Below are 16,954 nucleotides of genomic sequence, written 5' to 3'. Positions count from 1 at the left end.
GCGCAACGGACTTTCACCGTCTAGTTATCACCCATGTCGGGTGTACTAAAAAACAGCTGCCCGTCGTTCCACAATAGGAACGAACAGACAGCTGTTTTGTTAGGCTTTGATATTAATCGTGTTGCCGTCAGGTCCCGGCGTTGTCGTCAAATATTCAACGATCTTTGCGCGGGCATCCGGTTTGCTTGGCTTACAAGCCGAAGCAGTAGCGACCTCGCCAGCCACCATGGCTTCCGCCATGCCGGAGCATCCGGCAAAACCGCAGCTTCCGCAGTTATAACCTGGAAGCATTGCCGTTACTTTCTCAACGCGTTCGTCGACTTCCACTTTGAACACGTTGGAGGCAATCCCCAGAATCAAACCGAGAACGGCGCCGACCACAAACATCATGATAATTGCTGTAATCATTCTTTATTCTCTCCTTTTGATTGTTTCAGTACGGGGTTATGAGCGCAGGAAGTAATCTTGCAGCCCTCACACTCCGCCGTCAGATCCTCGCATCCCTCAGGTACCGGTGTTTTACTATTCAGATAGTAGAACAAGCCGAACAAAGCTCCCAGTCCCAATAAGACCAGGATTGCGATGACCATGGATTAAACCAGTCCGGCAAAACCGCTGAACGCCAGCGCCATCAGCGCCGCGACGATCAGAGCGATCGGATTGCCCTTGAAAGAAATCGGGGTATCCGCCGCATCCAGACGTTCCCGGATCGTGGAGAAGATGTAGAGAACTAACGTGAAGCCGATTGGGATACCCAGGGAATACACCAGCATTTCAGGGAAAGTAAAGCCCTGCTTGATGTTATCCAGCGCAACGCCCAGAACGGCGCAGTTCGTTGTGATCAGCGGCAGATAGATCCCCAACGACTTATATAAAGCCGGAGAGAACTTCTTGATGAACATTTCAACAAACTGAACAAAAGAAGCGATGATCAGAATGAATGACAACAGATCCATATATTCCAGGGAATTCGGTTCCAAAACCAGCTTATACAGACCATAGGTCAGGATCGAAGCGCCGAAGATAACAAATGTAACCGCCGCGCCCATGCCGATCGCTGAACTTTTATTCTTAGAAACGCCTAAGAATGGGCAGACACCCAAAAACTGCGACAGAATGACGTTGTTGATCAATACTGCCGAAATAAACAAAGTAAATAAGTTAGCCATTGTTATTTAGCCTCCTTTTTCGCAGCCTTCGCCGCCTGTGCGTTTTTATACGCTGTCAATGCCGCCGCTAAGACCGCAAAGGTCAGGAATGCGCCGGTCGGCGAACCGAACATCGAAATCGTGAAGCTTTCCGGAATCAGACGAACTTCAAAAATCAACTGGTTCGTAAACGGATTGGTAAAATTGATCAGACCTGTTGCGATAACCTGACGGATCAAGGACATAACGATTAACGCGCAGGTATAGCCTAAGCCCATGCCTAAACCATCCAATGCGGAATCCAGCACGCCGTTCTTGCTCGCAAAGGCTTCCGCCCGGCCTAAAATAATGCAGTTAACAACGATCAGCGGCAAAAACAGTCCTAACGCCGCGTCAATCGAAGACGCATACGCTTTGATCAACAGTTCAATACTCTTAACCAACGCCGCAATAACGACGATGTAGACCGGAATCCGGATCTCATCCGGAATGATCTTGCGCATCATCGAAATAATCACGTTGGATAAAATCAAGACGATAATAACGGAAACGCCCATGCCGATGGCATTGTTGAGCGATGTGGTGATAGCCAGCGTGGAGCAGCATCCCAGATACAGCCCGAATACTGGATTTTCGCGGATGAAGCCCGCTGTAAAATTCTCTTTACGATTCATTGTTCATCCACCTCATTTCTGGCTGGCCGCGAACGCTGCGCGGACCGCTTCAATCGCGGAATTGCTCGTGAAGGTGGCGCCTGACTTGACGTCGACCTTGGCAATTTCATCCTCTGACTTCAAACCGGCAAAACCCGCCAGATATTCATCATTGACCGCGTCGCCAATTCCGGTTGTATCGTTAAAGCTTGTCATTTTAACGCTGACAACTTCCTGCTTATCAGTATCGATAACGATTTCATATTCGTTATCGCCCTGGAAGCCTTTCGTCGTCGCGGTATAGGTCTTTAACGCGCCGTCTTCCGACTTCAAAACTGCAGTTTCATCGCTGTCATCGCCAGCGACCGGCTGATCCGCCGCATCCTGACCTGCTTCCGCAAAGACTGCGTTCCAGGCGGCTTTGACGGCGTCGATAGCCGAATTACTCGTGTAGGTTGCGCCCGACTTCACGTCAACACCATTCAACGCGTCTTCGCTGTTCAGTCCGGCAAAACCCGCCAGATATTCGTCGTTGACCGCATCGCCGACGCCCGGCGTGTCGTTAAACGTCGTCATCGCAACGCTGACGATTTCCTGCTTTTCGGAATCAATAACTACGGTATAGGTGTTATTGCCCTGGAAACCCTTAGCTTCAACGGTAACCGTAACCTGGCTGCCGTCAGCCTTCTGATCCAGAACTGTCGCTGTGGAGGCCGGTGTTTCCGGTTCCTTGGATGCTTCCGGCGTGGTCGGCGTACTTGGCGCCGGCGCCGCGTTGCCGGTTAACGAAGCATAGACAGCCTTTGCGGCGTCTAAGCCCTTGACGACCGCCGTGGAGGAAATCGTCGCGCCGGACAGCGTGTCGACCTTATCGCCAGTGGTCTTGCCGATAACGGTATTTCTGAAATCGTCTTCCGCGACGCGGCTGCCGATACCGGAAGTCTCCGCAATCGCAATCACATCGTAGCCGACGATCTTGGAATCGTTGTCGATGCCCAGTACAAATTTAATCGTGTCTTTAAAGCCGGATGTTTCGACCTGGAACATATAGCCCTGGCCTTCCGCCTGATAAACGCCGGTGACTAACCCGGAGTCATCCGTGTAATCCGTTATTTCCGCATAGGTTGTGCCCGGGAATACTTTTTCCAGGCTGCCCATCACTTCAGCCAAAGCATTGGCATTGATTTTCGCCGCGGTGACTTCGTTGACCGCCGCCAGCAGACCGCCGGCCAATGCGCTGACAATGGCTAAGAAACAGGCCAGATACAAAGCTTTTTTCATTTCTGACCCTCCTTAATTACCGGCGTTCAATGCCTGGATAATGGCATCTTTCGCCGATTTGCTGGTATAGCTCGCGCCGGAAACATTATCCACCGCGTTGACGTCGTCTTCGCTCTTCGCACCGACAAACTGGCTCAGGTAATCGTCGTTGACGCCATCGCCGATACCCGGAGTATCGTTGAACTCCGTCATCTTGACGCTGACAACCTCACCCTTGGCCGTATCAATGACAACCTCAAACTGATTGTCGCCCTGGAATCCATGCTGCGTGACGTTGTACGTTGTTTCCGTACCATTGGTCGCGCCCGCTTCCGCTGAACCTGCGGCAACCGGTTTGATCGTGCTGCCGACTAACAGCGTGATCGCCAAGCCGGCAACGAACAGGATCGCCAGGTTGCGGATGTTCTTGGATTTCATCTTGATCTGCTGGCCGTCGGTCAGACTTTCGATCAGCGGTGTCAGCATGTTCATGATCAGGATCGAGTACATAACGCCTTCCGGCAGATTGGAACGCAGCCGCAGAACGATTGTGATCACCGCGCAGCCGACCGCAAACATAATTCGGCCCGCAGCGCTGGTCGGGTTGGTAACCGGATCGGTCATCATGAAGACCGCGCCGAACATAGCACCGCCGGTTAACAGATGGAACAGAGCATAGCTGATCGGCGCACCGTGCATCAGGCCGACGCCGGCGGCCAGGACAAACAACGTGATCAGGTAAGTAGCCGGAACACGCCAGTCAATGACCTTGCGGATCGCCAGGATCACGCCGACAACCAGGATCACCAGTGCGCTTGTCTCGCCGATAGCGCCCGGATACAGGCCGACAAACATATTTCCTAAACCGCCAAACGGCTTCAGGAAGCTGCTCATGCCTTCCGCGGAATTGATAATCCAGTTCTGCGCCGCCATCGAAGACGTCGGTGTTGCGCCGGTCACAATATCGGCCGCCGCCGCGCCCGCAAAGGACGCGAAGATTGTCGCACGGCCCACAGCCGCCGGGTTGAAGATATTCTGTCCGAAGCCGCCGAAGACCAGCTTGCCGAAGAAGATCGCGATCACTGTCGCGACCGCTAAGGCATAGTATTCAATCGACAGCGGGCACATCATCGTCAGGATGATCGCCGTCACCCACGGATAAGAATTCTTTAAGCTGTTCAGGATGTCCTTCTTCGTAAAGACACACCACAGGATCTCCGTGCCGCAGGCGCTGACGATCGCCGTGATCATCAACAGAATCGCCCGTAAGCCGTAAGACGCTGAAAAATTAGTGAAATAATAATACAGTGAAAATGCAAATACCGCCAACAGCCCCAAGGTCAGCTCGCCCATGATCCGGCCGGTGCTCTGACCATCACGATAGTTCGGGGACGGTTTAAAATTAAATTTCATACAAACTCCCCTCCTTATTTCTTAGCGCGCAGAGCCATGTAGCGCTTCGCTCTCCGGACGCCTTCAGTGACGTCGATTTTCGACGGGCACACAAAGCTGCACATGCCGCATTCGATGCAGTCCATGATGCTCAGCTTTTCCAGCATCGCAACGTTCTTGGACTTTTCCGCCTGGTTGATCCGGACCGGCTGCAATCCTGCCGGGCAGTGATCCGAGCAGCGTCCGCAGCGCAGACAAGCCACCTGATTGACCGGTTTGTTCTTCAATACGGTTAACGCGTTGCTGTACGGCGTAATGACAAACTGATCGGTTGTGATCGTTTTGCCCATCATCGGACCGCCCGCGATCAACAGCACGTCTTCCCCGCTGTAACCGCCGCAGGCCGCGATCACGTCCGCCGCCTTGACGCCGACCGGCACCAGGACGTTGGCCGGCGTATTGATGCCGTCGCCGCTGACCGTCACGTATTTATGCGTGATCGGCATTCCCTTGCTTAAGGCCTGGCCGAAAGCAATTGCCGTCGTCGCGTTGTTGACGATAACGCCGACTTCGCCCGGCAGCTTTTCATAACGTTTCTTGGTGATTTCATACACCAGCGTGCGTTCCCAGCCCATCGGATATACGTCCGGAACTTCCTTGACGTTGATGTTGCTGTAATCCTTGAACGCTTCGACGACCGTCGGAATAAAGTCCTTCTTCGTCGTCTTGATCGCGATCGCGGCTTCCTTGGCGCCCGACATTTTCAGCATCGCCGCCACGCCGGTGACCAGATCCTGCATGTTCAGGCTGGTATTCTTGTAATCCGCCGTAATGTACGGTTCGCATTCGACCGCATTGATGATCAACAGATCGATGCCCTTGCAGCCTCTGTACTTGACATAGCTTGGAAAACCCGCGCCGCCGCAGCCGACGATGCCGGCATTCATCATGAAGGAAACCAGTTCCTCCTGCGTTGCCGTCTGATAGTTCAATGTTCCGAATGGCTGTTCTGTTTCGTTTTTGCCATCGTTTTCAATGACAAGATGATCGACCGGGCGCAAGCCAGCATGCATCATTTTCTGGATGCCTTTGACTGTGCCGGATACAGATGAAAAGTAAGGAACTGTAAAATGATCATTCCGCTTGGCGATCATCGTTCCGACTTTTACTCTGTCACCTTCCTTAACCAACACTTCAACTGCCGTTGAATTACCGTTAATTAAAGGAATGTATACAAGGCTGCCCGCTTCAACCTTGACAAGCTCGGTATGACTTGTAAGCTCTTTGTGACCGTCCAGATGCTTGCGCATCGGTCCCGTTAATAGTGACATTCCGTCCACCTCTTCCTTTCCTCTAATACCGAAAGCCTCTGGCAAACACAAAAAATCGACGGTGTATCGATTTTTTCATTATCCGCCTTTCGCTTCGGAGCTATTATAGCATTATCACATTTAATTTTAAATGTTTTTTCCACATCTATTTAGGTAAAATTCAAGTTTTTTCACTACGGATCGTTTTTGAAAATGTTTCCTTTGGGTAGTATCGCCGGATGATTTATGCTAGAATCTTCACGGGTGATTCAAATGAATAAAAAATGGATATCGCTGGCGCTGGCCGGCTTCCTGCTGGGCGGCTGTCAAAATAAGCCGAAGGAACCGGAACTGACGCGCTATTCCAACATGGCGCTGGATGCCGGATTCGATACGGTGATGACCTTAACCGGATATACGGAAACGGAAGACAGGTTCAATCAGTATTTCGCTGAAATGAAACAGCTGTTTCTGCACTACAACGCGTTATTCGACGTCTATAACGATTACGCAGGATTAAACAACATCAAAACGATCAACGACAACGCCGGCATTGCGCCGGTCAGCGTCGATCCGGAAATTATCGAGCTGCTGAGCACCGCGAAAGAATTTTATGATTTATCGGATGGCGAGTTCGACGTCACGATGGGCGCCGTGCTCAAGATCTGGCACACTTACCGTGAGGAAGGCATCGCGTTAAACAACGAAGGCCAGCTGGGCAAAGTGCCGCCGCTTGAGGAATTGGCGGACGCAAAAGCCTGCACCGGCTGGGATAAGGTCGAAATTGACGAGAACGCCGGGACGGTCTATCTGAACCAGAGCTGCGCTTCCCTGGATGTCGGGGGAATCGCCAAGGGCTTTGCGGCCGGCAAGGTTCAGCAGCACCTAACCGAAGCGGGGCTGGTTCACGGCACCGTTGACGCCGGCGGCAACATCTGCACGATCAACGATAAACCCGGCGGTCAGCAGTGGCGCGTCGGCATCCGCAATCCGTCCGGCAACGGTTCGCTGGCGGTCGTTGCGCTGCCGGGATCCGCGGCGTTTGTTTCCAGCGGCGATTATGAACGGTTCTACGGCGCTGAGGACGGCAAGCTCTACCATCACATCATCGACCCGCAGACACTGTTTCCGGCGACCTATTACCATCAGGTCACGATCGTCACGGAAAATTCCGGCTACGCCGACGCGCTGTCAACGGCGCTGTTCACGATGAGCTACGAAGACGGCCTGGCTCTGATCGAGCGGGTCCGCCAGACCTATCCCGATCAGCCGATCGAGGTCATGTGGGTCATGGAACCCGATCAGGTTCCCGCCGGCGCCGACAGCGTCATGTCGGGCGAATATGCCGTGGTCATGACGGATTCGATGAAAGATTATCTCGCGCAATAAACGTTTTTGTCCTTACGATAGGATCCGGTCTTCCTGAGGAAGCCGGATTTTTTATTTTTGTTTCCGCGCTGGAATTTTAGTCATTCCCGTAGATTTGTCTGTTTTTTTCCCGGCTCTTTTTGTGTAAACTAAAACTCTGGAAATTCTGAATAAAGGAAAGAGGGAACACCATGAAAATGAAGAAATCAAAGCCAACGGTTTCCCCGCTGGCCTACAAGCTGATTCTCAGCGCGGGAATCACCCTGCTTCTCATCAGCATTCATTATTCTTATTTTTCACCGGCCGGTTATGGCGACTGGATGCTGGGCGCGCTGGCGGCGCTGGTCAACAGTCTGATCTGGGGACTGCGGGCGCCCTGGGACAAGCTTGCCGGAGGTCTCTGCGCCTTATTGTATTTTCTCTACATTGCCGGCCAGAGCTTATACTACCGCTTATTCGGCCAGTATATCTTTTTATCGACCGCTGTCGGCCTGCGCAGCGAAGCCACGCAAAACCTGGGCGCCGGGTTCAGCGCCGTACTGCCTCAGGACTGGCGGTTTCTGATCGCGCTGATCGTGATCTTTCTGCTTTTAACGCAGCTGCGGCCGCAGCCAAAGCAAGACGCGGCCCGGCGGAACAAGCCTGTCCGCGGCGTTTTGGTCTGCCTGAGCTTATGTCTGATCTGCAGCCTCATTTTTTACGGCAAGCTCCGCGGTGCGGAAGCCGATGAATTTTACTACACCTATTCCGATCAATATTTATATGATCATGTCAGCTCACCCCGCCAATTTGTTGAGCTGTTCGGCCCGGAAGCGTTCTTCCTGCGGGATGTGAAGCTCAACCAGCTCGAGCCGCTGCGCTTCCGTTCGCAAAAGCGTCAGGCACAGGAAGAAATTGCGGCTTATCTCCAAGCCGCTCCGGCCCAGCCCAACGCGCAGACGGGCTTGTTCAAAGGCAAAAATCTGATTTTCTTTGAAGCAGAGTCGCTGACTCAGGCGGTCATTGATCCGGTGTTGACGCCGACGCTGTTTCGACTCCAGCAGGAAGGCTATGATTTTACGAATTACACCGCGCCGCTGTTGCAAGGCTCAACCAGCGACGTCGACTTCATGCTGAACCTCAGTCTGATGCCCAACAATGAAGGCGTGATCGCGATGCAGCAGTATGCGCGCAACACCTATCCGGTATCCCTGGCAAAAGGTTTTGCCGGCCAGGGTTATTCCGCCGTCGCCGCGCATAACGGAACCAAGGAGTTCTACAACCGTGATCAATTCTATGCCCAGATCGGTTATGAAGATTTCTGGGATCTGGGCGTTTTGGGGCCGGAATACGGAACCTCCGACGCGGTATGCATGGAGATTATTGAGTGGATGATCGACGATTCGCAGCCGTTCTTCCTTTACAATATCACTTACAGCGGCCATCAGGGCTATGAACAATCTGATTTGACAGATCATAATGAAGCAACTGCCCGGGAATACGCTGCCAGCTACGCGAAGGTGAACCAGCGCTATCCGCAGCTGGACGAACAAGTCAAGGTTTACCTCGCCAAGAGTATGAGTCTGGATCTGGCCGTCGCTTCTGTGATCGATCATTTCCAACAGAAAGGCACGCTGGATCAGCTCGTCATCGCCATCGCCGGCGATCACCGGGCGAAAGGCTTTTCCCAAGCGGTCATCGAGGAAACCTCGGAGCAGCTGGCAAGCCACAGCTCGCTGGAAGATGTGCCGTTCTTCCTCTGGTCGCCTTCCATCAAAGGTCAGACGATCGAGAAACCCGGCACCGATATCGACGTCCTGCCGACGTTGTTCAATCTGTTTGCGATCGACGTGGCTCCGGAATGGATCATGGGGCACGATCTCCTGGATCCCCGCTATCCGGGATACGCCGACAACGACCATCAGATCCTGACTGACAATTACCGCTATGACAAACAAACCCGGGAATTCAGCGAGCTGAACGTCCCGCTCGAACAGGCGATGGAAGAAAACGAACATTGGCTGCGGATTCACGAAATCGCCAACCTGATTTTAAAGTATGATTATTTTGCGGAATAACGTGTTTCGAAGGGGCATGATCCTGAACTTTTAAACTGATCGCTAACAAAACAACAACCGTTGCATAAAAAGGGCCTATCCCTGCTCAATTCGGGTGTCGGTGCGTGCTGACGCCTTTTTTGTGAATACAAAAAAAGTGAACCGAGATTCACTTTTTTTATGTTTCTAAACAGAAGCCCTGTTCCAAACACCCTTGAAAATTAAGGACGTCCTTACCCCGTCTAGTTTTTACCCAGCAGGCGGAACATGTTTTTCTTATACACCTCAACACCCGGCTGATTGAACGGATTGACGTTCAGAAGATAAACACTGACGGCGCAGGCCTTAAAGAAGAAGTAGCACATATAGCCAAAGGTTTCTTCCTTCATGTCCGGCATCGTGATGATCAGATTCGGCACATTGCCGGTGACTTCATGCGCTTCCAGCGTTCCCTGGCATGCCATCTTGTTGACCCAGTCCAGACTCTTGCCGGCCAGATAGTTCATGTTATCAAGATTTTCACCGTCGCTTGGGAAGGTGCCGTCCAGCGTCGGAGTTTCCACTAGCAGCAGCGTTTCATAAAGCATTTTCTTGCCTTCCTGGATAAACTGGCCTAACGAATGCAGGTCGGTTGAGAACGTCGCGCTGCATGGCAGGATGCCCTTGCCTTCCTTGCCTTCCGATTCGCCGAACAGCTGTTTCCACCACTCGGCGATCATCGCCATCTGCGGTTCATAGGTCACTAACATTTCCGCGTCTTTGCCCTGGTTTTCCAAAATCCGGCGGGCAACAGCGTACTGATACGCCGGATTAACGTGCAGATCCGGGTTCTTCAAGTCTTCGTACGCCTGGGCAAAGCCCTTCATAACCGCGTCGATATCAATCCCCGCCAGCGCCATCGGCAGTAAGCCGACCGCCGTCAGAACAGAATACCGGCCGCCGATATCGTCAGGAATGACAAACGTTTCGTAGCCTTCCTTATCCGCCAGTTCTTTCAGAGTTCCGCGCGCCTTGTCGGTCGTCGCCAAGATCCGCTTCTGACATTCTTCCTTGGAATATTTCTTTTCCATCAACTGTTTCAGCATTCTGAACGCCATCGCCGTTTCCGTCGTCGTCCCGGATTTGGAAATGACGTTGAGCACGATTTCCTTATCCTGAATATACGCTTCCACCTGCTTGAAATACGTGCTGGAGAACGTATTGCCGATAAAGATGACTTCCGGTTTTGTCTGACAATACAGGCCGCGCATCATTTCGATTGCCGCCCGCGCCCCTAAATAGGAACCGCCGATGCCGCAGACCAGCAGCACGTCGCACTGACCTTCCAGCCGTTTGGCTGCCGCCTTGATTCTTTCAAATTCTTCATGGTCATAGCTGTTCGGCCATTCAACCCAGCCGACAAAATCGTTGCCCGCGCCGCTCTTTTCATGCAGCTGTGTGTGCGCCAGCGTTACCGCCTGTTGATAATCGAAAATGTTTTCCTGCAGATGCGCATGCGAAGTGTCAAATTTGATCATACCGTTTCTCCTTTATTTGCTTCCTCGATCCAGCGGTCCAGGTTTTCAGCCAGCGACCGGAATCCAATTTTCATGACTGGCAGACGACTGGCCTTCCCCCGTCCGCGTTCCTTGCGGAATGCCGTCGGATGCAGCGCTTTTAAGGACAGCCGTGCCTGATGCGTAGCCTTGTCAAAATCAATAATTTTAACCTTCACGCGGTCATGGACATGGACGAAATGATTGACGTCCTTAACGAATCCTTCCGAGATTTCCGAAATGTGAATCAGTCCTGACGTTTCCTCATCCAGACTGACAAATGCGCCGTAAGGCTGAATCCCGGTGATCGTTCCTTCCACTATTTGTCCGATTCGATACTGCATAGACGCCTCCAATCTTTTTTTATTATATCACCTCCTTGGGTTTTTGTGATATACTAATTCTCGAGGTGAGCACCATGCTTCAACAGATGTATCCGTTCTGGGCTGCGATCGTAGCCAATTTAACAGCGCAGCTGCTTAAGCCCGTTATCCGCTACATACGAACCCGGGATTGGGATTGGCATCTCGCTCTGGAAAGCGGCGGTTTCCCCAGCTCGCATACCTCGACGGTGGCGGCGCTGACACTGGCCGTCGGAATCACGGATAACTTCTCTTCGACGTTATTCGCGGTCACGCTGATGTTTTCGCTGATCGTCGCTTACGATGCGGCCAATGTCCGTTACTACGCGGGACAGAACATCCGCATCACACAGCAGCTGATCAAAGATATTCAGATTCTGACGCAGACCCGCTTAGACGATCCGATTTATCTGACTAAGGTCAAGGAAGTGCTGGGCCACAAATGGATCGAAGTCTTCGGCGGGATTATCCTCGGCTTAATCATCGCCGGGCTGATGTATTTTATAAGATAAGGTGATAAATTATGGAAACCATGGAAACCCAAGTTAAAAACGTAATTGAAAAAATCCGCCCGTATATTCAGCGCGACGGCGGCGACGTGGAATTCGTCAGCCTGGAAGACGGCATTGTCACCGTCAAAATGCTGGGCGCCTGTTCCGAATGTCTGTCGTTAGACGCGACGCTGAAGGATGGGATCGAAGCCATTCTTCTCGATGAAGTTCCCGGCGTTACGGAAGTCCGCATGGCGCCTTCTGAACCGCTGTTCTTCTAATTGCAGAAAACAGGCAAAAAACCGCAGCCGCGGTTTTTTTATTGGCTTCTCCCTTTTAACGTATCCCTGACATCTGGTGAATCAGGCAATCTGGCCGACCATCAGCTGCGGGATCTGTCCCTGCACAATCTGCATGACCAGCGGAATCTTGACTTCGATCTGTTGGGGATCGAGCAGAAACGGACTGATTACCAACATTTCCACGCTGATTTTTAAGTCAATTTCCAACAGCGTACTGTTGATGCCATACGCCGTGGACACCGCGTCAATCTGACCGACCAGGCTGTTGACCGCGCGCATCCGGATGTCGATGGAAGGCCCGAGATTCGCTAACAGCACCGACCCGGTCAGCATCCCGACCGGCAGAGAATAAATGATTCCCTTGTCATAATAAACAAGGTGGGTGTGCGGATCCGTTTCCCCTTCCGCCGCCGCATTCAGCGACTCCTGAGCGGCGTCCAGCGAGCGGCTCATCAGCTCGTTCATCTGTTGTGTATCATAAATGATATCGGTAATATTGCCCTGCGCATCCCGTTCAATCCGAATCAGATCTTCGGTTTCCAGCTGCAGGGAGTCGACCGCCCGCTTGATCACCGCCGAGGCGGCGTTGCGGACCTCGCTGGCCGCGACTTTTTCAACGTGCGGCTTCAGCAGCGCGTTGATCTGACTGAGCGTCCGGTTGCCCAGCCAGCCCAGCACCGCAATGACGACAAGGAGTACCAGCCAGCGCCGGTTCCTATCCCGTTTCCGTTTTTTCATGCATCACCTTCAGCAGCGCTTCCTTCCCGCTCATTCCTATATATATTCCCAAGCGGGCGGCGGTTGACGTCATCGCCGTAATTTTTCCGTTTAACAAGCCGTCTTTTCCTGGTTTCAGCACTTGGAACGCCGCAATCTGCTTCGTTTCCAGGACGCCCAGATCCCAGCTTTCATCAACTAACGCCGCTTTCGTACTGACGATCATCCGGCAGGTCCAGCGCGGCAGAAACAACGTGATGTCGATAAACCGGAACGTTTCGATTTCCAATGTTTTTAACTCGATCATAGCCCAGCCTCCTCCCCTATCAGTATAGAGAAAGATTCTGATTTGGTGCGTCCTTTCCCTCCGTACGCGAATGAAAAAACCGCTCTTCCACCTTGACAATTCCCGGTGGAATTTCAATAATGAACGTAAGGAAACGGGGGATATGAATGGAGATTTCTGAACTTCTGCCGCTGCTTCACACGATTGAGCAGCTAAAAAACACGACGCGCCATTCCTGGACTTCAGCCGGCCGGCATGAAAGCGTAGCCGAACACAGCTGGCGGCTGGCGCTGATGACGTATTTTGTCCGCGATGAGTATCCCCAGGCAAACGGCGAGCGCCTGCTTTTGCTGAGTCTGACGCATGATCTGGGGGAAATCTTTACCGGCGATATCCCGGCGTTCGTCAAAACCGACACGGACCGGGATCAGGAACAGCTCAGTTTGGAAACCTGGCTGATTTCGCTGCCGGAATCAATCCGGAGCCCGCTGCGTTCTTTGTTTGACGAAATGGAAAAACAAGAAACGCTGGAAGCGCGGATCGTTAAAGCATTAGACCGGATCGAAGCGCTGCTTCAACATAATGAAGCGGATCTGTCGACCTGGCTGTCACTGGAATATGAGCTGAATTTAACCTATGGGCAAAAAGAGGCTGCCTGTTCCTCCTATTTACTGCGGCTGCGTGAAGCGGTACGTCAGGAAACGCTGGAAAAAATCAAAGCCGGAACCGAATCCCAGCCGAATTTAAAAGAGTGAACCTGTTACCGGAGGATTCCGATTTCAGGTTCACTTTTTTCGTGCCTGCGCTCTGATTTCCGTTGGGAATTTTTCAGAGGCAAAGCGATTTAATAGTTCTTGATTTCCTGTTCAAAGTAGGCTTGCGGATGGAAGCAGACCGGGCATACTTTCGGCGCCTGCTGAGCCGTCACGGTATATCCGCAGTTACGGCATTTCCAGACAATCTGTTCGGCTTTTTCGAAGACTGTTTTGTTTTCCACATTGGCCAATAACGCAAGATAGCGTTCTTCATGTCCTTTTTCGATCTTCGCAACCTCGCTCATCAGCCGGGCAATTTCGGTAAAGCCTTCCTGTTTCGCGGTTTCGGCGAATTCTTTGTACATTTCCGTCCATTCGTAGTTTTCACCGTTAGCCGCGTCTTTCAGATTAACCTGCGTGTCCTGAACCTTACCGCCATGTAAAAACTTATACCAAAGCTTGGCATGGGCGTTTTCATTCGCCGAGGTTTCCTCAAAAATCCCCGCGATCTGACCATAGCCATCCTTGCGCGCCTGATCGGCGTAATACGCGTATTTTACCCGCGCCTGACTTTCTCCGGCAAACGCCGTCCATAAATTCTGTTCTGTTTTTGATCCTTTTAATTCCATGTTACCATTTCTCCTTTCCGATATGGATTGCAATTTCCGCACGAATCATCTGCCGCAGCAGCACCGCTTGTCTTAACGCCAGCTCAAACGTCTGAATACAGCCGGGATCCAGCTGATCGGCAATGCCTTTTTCCGCTAAACGCACCTGGTGTTCGGCAGCGGCCGCTAATTCCGTAAGCAAGCTGTTGGTCAGATGGCTGCGGGTAATCTTCTCCGTTTCCTCACGGCTCAGCGTGCGGAAGCGCGAAGCGTCCGCCTGACATTTCGGGCAACGGTCCTGAATCAGCTCTGAATCCAGAATCAAACCGCAGACCTCACATTTTTTCAGCATAAGCTTCCTCCTTATCCTTTTTCTAAAGTACAGTATGCCCGCGCCCGGTACGATCAATCAAAGCATCGTTCTAAAATTCGCATTTTTTACGAACACCCGTGTTTTTTTCTTCATTTTTCTTCATATTTTTCGATTCTTATCGACTTTCTTCAGTTTTTTTCTTCATTTTTCTGATTTTTTTAACATTTTTATTGACTCCGATCGAATTTGGAATAAAATTAAACCATGTTTTCAGGAGGATGAGTTATGAAAATCACAGATCCGTTTGACGAATTTGGCTGCTTATTGTTTGATGAAACCCTGATGCAGGAGCGGCTTCCCTATCCGATCTACAAACGCTGGAAAGAAACCGTCGCCAAAGAGGATTCACTTGACCGCAACACCGCCGACGCCATCGCGCATGCGATGAAGCGCTGGGCGCAGGAAAACGGTGCGACGCACTTCACGCATTGGTTCCAGCCGATGACCGGTTCCACCGCGGAAAAGCATGATTCCTTTATCGAACCGGATGAAAACGGTCAGCCGTTAGTGCGCTTTTCCGGCAAATCGCTGATCAAGGGCGAACCTGACGCCTCCAGCTTTCCCAGCGGCGGCCTGCGCGCAACTTTTGAAGCCCGCGGCTATACCTATTGGGACTGCACCTCGCCAGCCTTCATTCGCGACAACGTCCTGTGCATTCCGACCATCTTCGTTTCCTACAACGGCGAGTCGCTCGATAAAAAAGCGCCGCTTCTGAAATCCATTGAAGCGATCAGCGCCGCGGCGACTCGGATTGTCAACATCTTCGGGGATAAAGATGTAAAACGCGTCATTCCGATGGTCGGTCTGGAACAAGAATACTTTCTGGTGGATAAGCGTTATTTTGAGCAGCGCCAGGATCTGGTGCTGACCGGACGGACGCTGTTTGGCGCGATGCCGGCTAAAGGACAGGAGCTGGAAGATCATTACTTCGGAAGCATTCCTTCCCGCGTCGCGGCGTTCATGAAAGAAGTCAATCAAGAATTGTGGAAATTAGGGATTTACGCCAAAACCGAACACAATGAGGCTGCGCCGTGCCAATTTGAAATCGCCCCGATTTTCAACAGCGTCAACATCGCTGTCGATCAGAACCAGCTGATCATGGACGTGCTGCGCAAGACTGCGGATAAGCACGGCTTTGCCTGCCTGCTTCATGAAAAACCTTTTGCGGGCATTAACGGTTCAGGCAAGCATAACAATTGGTCGTTAGTTACCGACGATCATCAGAATTTATTTGAACCGGGCGACAAACCGGCCGAAAACATCCGTTTCCTGGTATTTGTCTGCGCGTTTATCCAAGCTGTCGATCAACACGCTGAGCTGCTTCGGATGTCCTCCTCCGGCGCTGGCAACGATCACCGTCTGGGCGCAAATGAAGCCCCGCCGGCAATCATTTCAATCTACCTGGGCAGTTACATCGAAAAAGTTCTAAACTCCTTAAAAGGCGCCGTTCAGACCGTCGAGGATCAACAGGACAGTCCGTTTACACCGATCAGCGGTCTTTCCTATATTCCCAAGGATAATACCGACCGCAACCGGACTTCACCACTGGCTTTTACCGGCAATAAATTCGAGTTCCGCATGCTTGGTTCATCCCTGTCAGCTTCCTTTGCCAACGTCGTGCTCAACACGATCACCGCGGACGTGCTCAATGAAATCGCCGAGCAGCTCTCCGATTTGAAATACAAGCAGGATATCCGGGCCCGCGCGTTGGAAATCTGCACGCAGATATTAAAGGATCATGAGCGGATCCTGTTCTCCGGCGATGGTTATTCTCAAGAATGGGTCGCGGAAGCCAAGCGCCGGGGACTGCCGAATATTCCGTCGTTTATCGAATCCGTCAGCGCCCTGACCTCGCCGAAAACGATCGAGCTGTTCACCCGGAATCACGTCTATACGGAAAAAGAACTGATCGCCCGCAGCGAAATTATGAACGAACAGTATGTCAAGGTTTCGGAAATCGAAGCCAAGGTTCTGATCGACATGACGCGCACGGAAATTCTTCCGTTAGTAGCCCGTGAAATCCAGCCGCTGGCCGCGACGATGCAAGCCCTGGATCAGCCGGCTTCCTACTTCCAGAAACAGCTGTCGCACTTAAATGAACTGATGGATCGGATGGACAAAAGCGCCGACCGGCTGGAAGGCAAGCTGAAAGAAATTGACAGCGTCGCTGATTATCATGAGCGCGGCATCCGCTTCTATTATGAGGCGGCTCCGCTGATGCAGCAGCTGCGCAGTGCGATTGACGAGCATGAAACGATCTTTGATAAAAAGCAATACACATTACCAACCTATGAACAGATGTTGTTTCACAGCAACTAATCCCCAGGGATCCGCACCGGATCCCTTTTCTTTATGCCG

General features: G+C 51.9%; 19 protein-coding genes. 6 read left to right on the top strand and 13 right to left on the bottom strand.

Translation table 11 applies throughout. From position 1 onward, the window contains the following. Positions 1 to 99: 99 nt before the first annotated feature. From DWY25_RS09115 to DWY25_RS09085, 7 genes are read right to left on the bottom strand one after another with little or no spacing between them, the layout of a single operon-like run. Complete coding sequence (locus DWY25_RS09115) at positions 100 to 408, bottom strand: RnfABCDGE type electron transport complex subunit B (RefSeq protein ID WP_072684000.1); 309 nt, start codon at positions 406 to 408, stop codon at positions 100 to 102. Beyond that, entirely contained in the window at positions 405 to 590 is a 186-nt protein-coding gene (locus tag DWY25_RS09110) for a hypothetical protein (protein WP_006058778.1), read from the bottom strand. The genes DWY25_RS09115 and DWY25_RS09110 overlap by 4 nt, the downstream gene beginning before the upstream one ends. 3 nt (positions 591 to 593) lie before the next feature. After that, positions 594 to 1,175 carry an electron transport complex protein RnfA gene (locus DWY25_RS09105; protein ID WP_117894966.1) on the bottom strand — a complete coding sequence of 194 codons (582 nt, stop codon included), beginning with the start codon at positions 1,173 to 1,175 and terminating at the stop codon, positions 594 to 596. Then, on the bottom strand, positions 1,172 to 1,822 hold the full coding sequence (gene rsxE, locus DWY25_RS09100; protein ID WP_117894965.1) for an electron transport complex subunit RsxE: 651 nt from the start codon (positions 1,820 to 1,822) through the stop codon (positions 1,172 to 1,174). The genes DWY25_RS09105 and rsxE overlap by 4 nt, the downstream gene beginning before the upstream one ends. Before the next feature lie 12 nt (positions 1,823 to 1,834). Then, on the bottom strand, positions 1,835 to 3,082 hold the full coding sequence (locus DWY25_RS09095) for an FMN-binding protein (protein ID WP_117894964.1): 1,248 nt from the start codon (positions 3,080 to 3,082) through the stop codon (positions 1,835 to 1,837). 12 nt (positions 3,083 to 3,094) lie between these two features. Then, positions 3,095 to 4,474 (bottom strand): RnfABCDGE type electron transport complex subunit D, encoded by a 1,380-nt coding sequence (locus DWY25_RS09090; RefSeq protein WP_006058774.1) that lies wholly within the window; start codon positions 4,472 to 4,474, stop codon positions 3,095 to 3,097. Positions 4,475 to 4,488: 14 nt separating this feature from the next. Continuing rightward, the gene (locus DWY25_RS09085; RefSeq protein ID WP_039864219.1) at positions 4,489 to 5,784 is read right to left on the bottom strand and encodes an RnfABCDGE type electron transport complex subunit C; all 1,296 of its coding nucleotides are present in this window, start codon (positions 5,782 to 5,784) and stop codon (positions 4,489 to 4,491) included. Between the two features lie 252 nt (positions 5,785 to 6,036). Here DWY25_RS09085 and DWY25_RS09080 point away from each other — a divergent pair, with 252 nt between their 5' ends. Beyond that, positions 6,037 to 7,152 (top strand): FAD:protein FMN transferase, encoded by a 1,116-nt coding sequence (locus DWY25_RS09080; RefSeq protein WP_117894963.1) that lies wholly within the window; start codon positions 6,037 to 6,039, stop codon positions 7,150 to 7,152. A 170-nt stretch (positions 7,153 to 7,322) separates the two neighbouring features. Continuing rightward, the gene (locus DWY25_RS09075) at positions 7,323 to 9,188 is read left to right on the top strand and encodes an LTA synthase family protein (protein WP_117894962.1); all 1,866 of its coding nucleotides are present in this window, start codon (positions 7,323 to 7,325) and stop codon (positions 9,186 to 9,188) included. 221 nt (positions 9,189 to 9,409) lie between these two features. Here DWY25_RS09075 and DWY25_RS09070 read toward each other — a convergent pair whose 3' ends face one another. Together DWY25_RS09070 and DWY25_RS09065 are read right to left on the bottom strand one after the other, a co-directional pair. Then, positions 9,410 to 10,684 (bottom strand): glucose-6-phosphate isomerase, encoded by a 1,275-nt coding sequence (locus DWY25_RS09070; RefSeq protein ID WP_117894961.1) that lies wholly within the window; start codon positions 10,682 to 10,684, stop codon positions 9,410 to 9,412. Beyond that, positions 10,681 to 11,046, bottom strand: a complete 366-nt coding sequence (locus DWY25_RS09065; RefSeq protein WP_117894960.1) for a CvfD/Ygs/GSP13 family RNA-binding post-transcriptional regulator — start codon at positions 11,044 to 11,046, stop codon at positions 10,681 to 10,683. Before DWY25_RS09065 ends, DWY25_RS09070 begins: the two co-directional genes overlap by 4 nt. A 74-nt stretch (positions 11,047 to 11,120) precedes the next feature. On the opposite strand from DWY25_RS09065, the gene DWY25_RS09060 reads away from it, so the two are divergent. Beyond that, entirely contained in the window at positions 11,121 to 11,576 is a 456-nt protein-coding gene (locus DWY25_RS09060; protein WP_006058768.1) for a divergent PAP2 family protein, read from the top strand. 11 nt (positions 11,577 to 11,587) lie between these two features. Then, positions 11,588 to 11,836, top strand: a complete 249-nt coding sequence (locus tag DWY25_RS09055) for a NifU family protein (RefSeq protein WP_006058767.1) — start codon at positions 11,588 to 11,590, stop codon at positions 11,834 to 11,836. 81 nt (positions 11,837 to 11,917) lie between these two features. Here DWY25_RS09055 and yunB read toward each other — a convergent pair whose 3' ends face one another. After that, a complete protein-coding gene (gene yunB, locus DWY25_RS09050; RefSeq protein ID WP_117894959.1) occupies positions 11,918 to 12,595 on the bottom strand; it encodes a sporulation protein YunB in 678 nt (225 codons plus the stop codon). Continuing rightward, on the bottom strand, positions 12,573 to 12,881 hold the full coding sequence (locus DWY25_RS09045) for a DUF1805 domain-containing protein (protein WP_006058765.1): 309 nt from the start codon (positions 12,879 to 12,881) through the stop codon (positions 12,573 to 12,575). Before DWY25_RS09045 ends, yunB begins: the two co-directional genes overlap by 23 nt. A gap of 146 nt (positions 12,882 to 13,027) precedes the next feature. Here DWY25_RS09045 and DWY25_RS09040 point away from each other — a divergent pair, with 146 nt between their 5' ends. Beyond that, the gene (locus tag DWY25_RS09040; RefSeq protein ID WP_117894958.1) at positions 13,028 to 13,615 is read left to right on the top strand and encodes an HD domain-containing protein; all 588 of its coding nucleotides are present in this window, start codon (positions 13,028 to 13,030) and stop codon (positions 13,613 to 13,615) included. 89 nt (positions 13,616 to 13,704) lie between these two features. Here DWY25_RS09040 and rbr read toward each other — a convergent pair whose 3' ends face one another. Further along, positions 13,705 to 14,244, bottom strand: a complete 540-nt coding sequence (rbr, locus tag DWY25_RS09035; RefSeq protein WP_006058763.1) for a rubrerythrin — start codon at positions 14,242 to 14,244, stop codon at positions 13,705 to 13,707. A 1-nt stretch (position 14,245) separates the two neighbouring features. Then, positions 14,246 to 14,575: a rubredoxin-like domain-containing protein gene (locus DWY25_RS09030; RefSeq protein WP_117894957.1), complete on the bottom strand. Its 330-nt coding sequence runs from the start codon at positions 14,573 to 14,575 to the stop codon at positions 14,246 to 14,248. 246 nt (positions 14,576 to 14,821) lie between these two features. Between DWY25_RS09030 and DWY25_RS09025 the strand changes: the two genes are divergently transcribed. After that, complete coding sequence (locus DWY25_RS09025; protein ID WP_117894956.1) at positions 14,822 to 16,915, top strand: glutamine synthetase III family protein; 2,094 nt, start codon at positions 14,822 to 14,824, stop codon at positions 16,913 to 16,915. Positions 16,916 to 16,954 lie beyond the last annotated feature (39 nt).

This window comes from Holdemania filiformis (assembly GCF_003459085.1).
GTDB lineage: Bacteria > Bacillota_I > Bacilli_A > Erysipelotrichales > Erysipelotrichaceae > Holdemania > Holdemania filiformis.
Note: the sequence above shows the minus strand (reverse complement) of the source record. Positions and strands in the feature narration are given on the sequence as shown.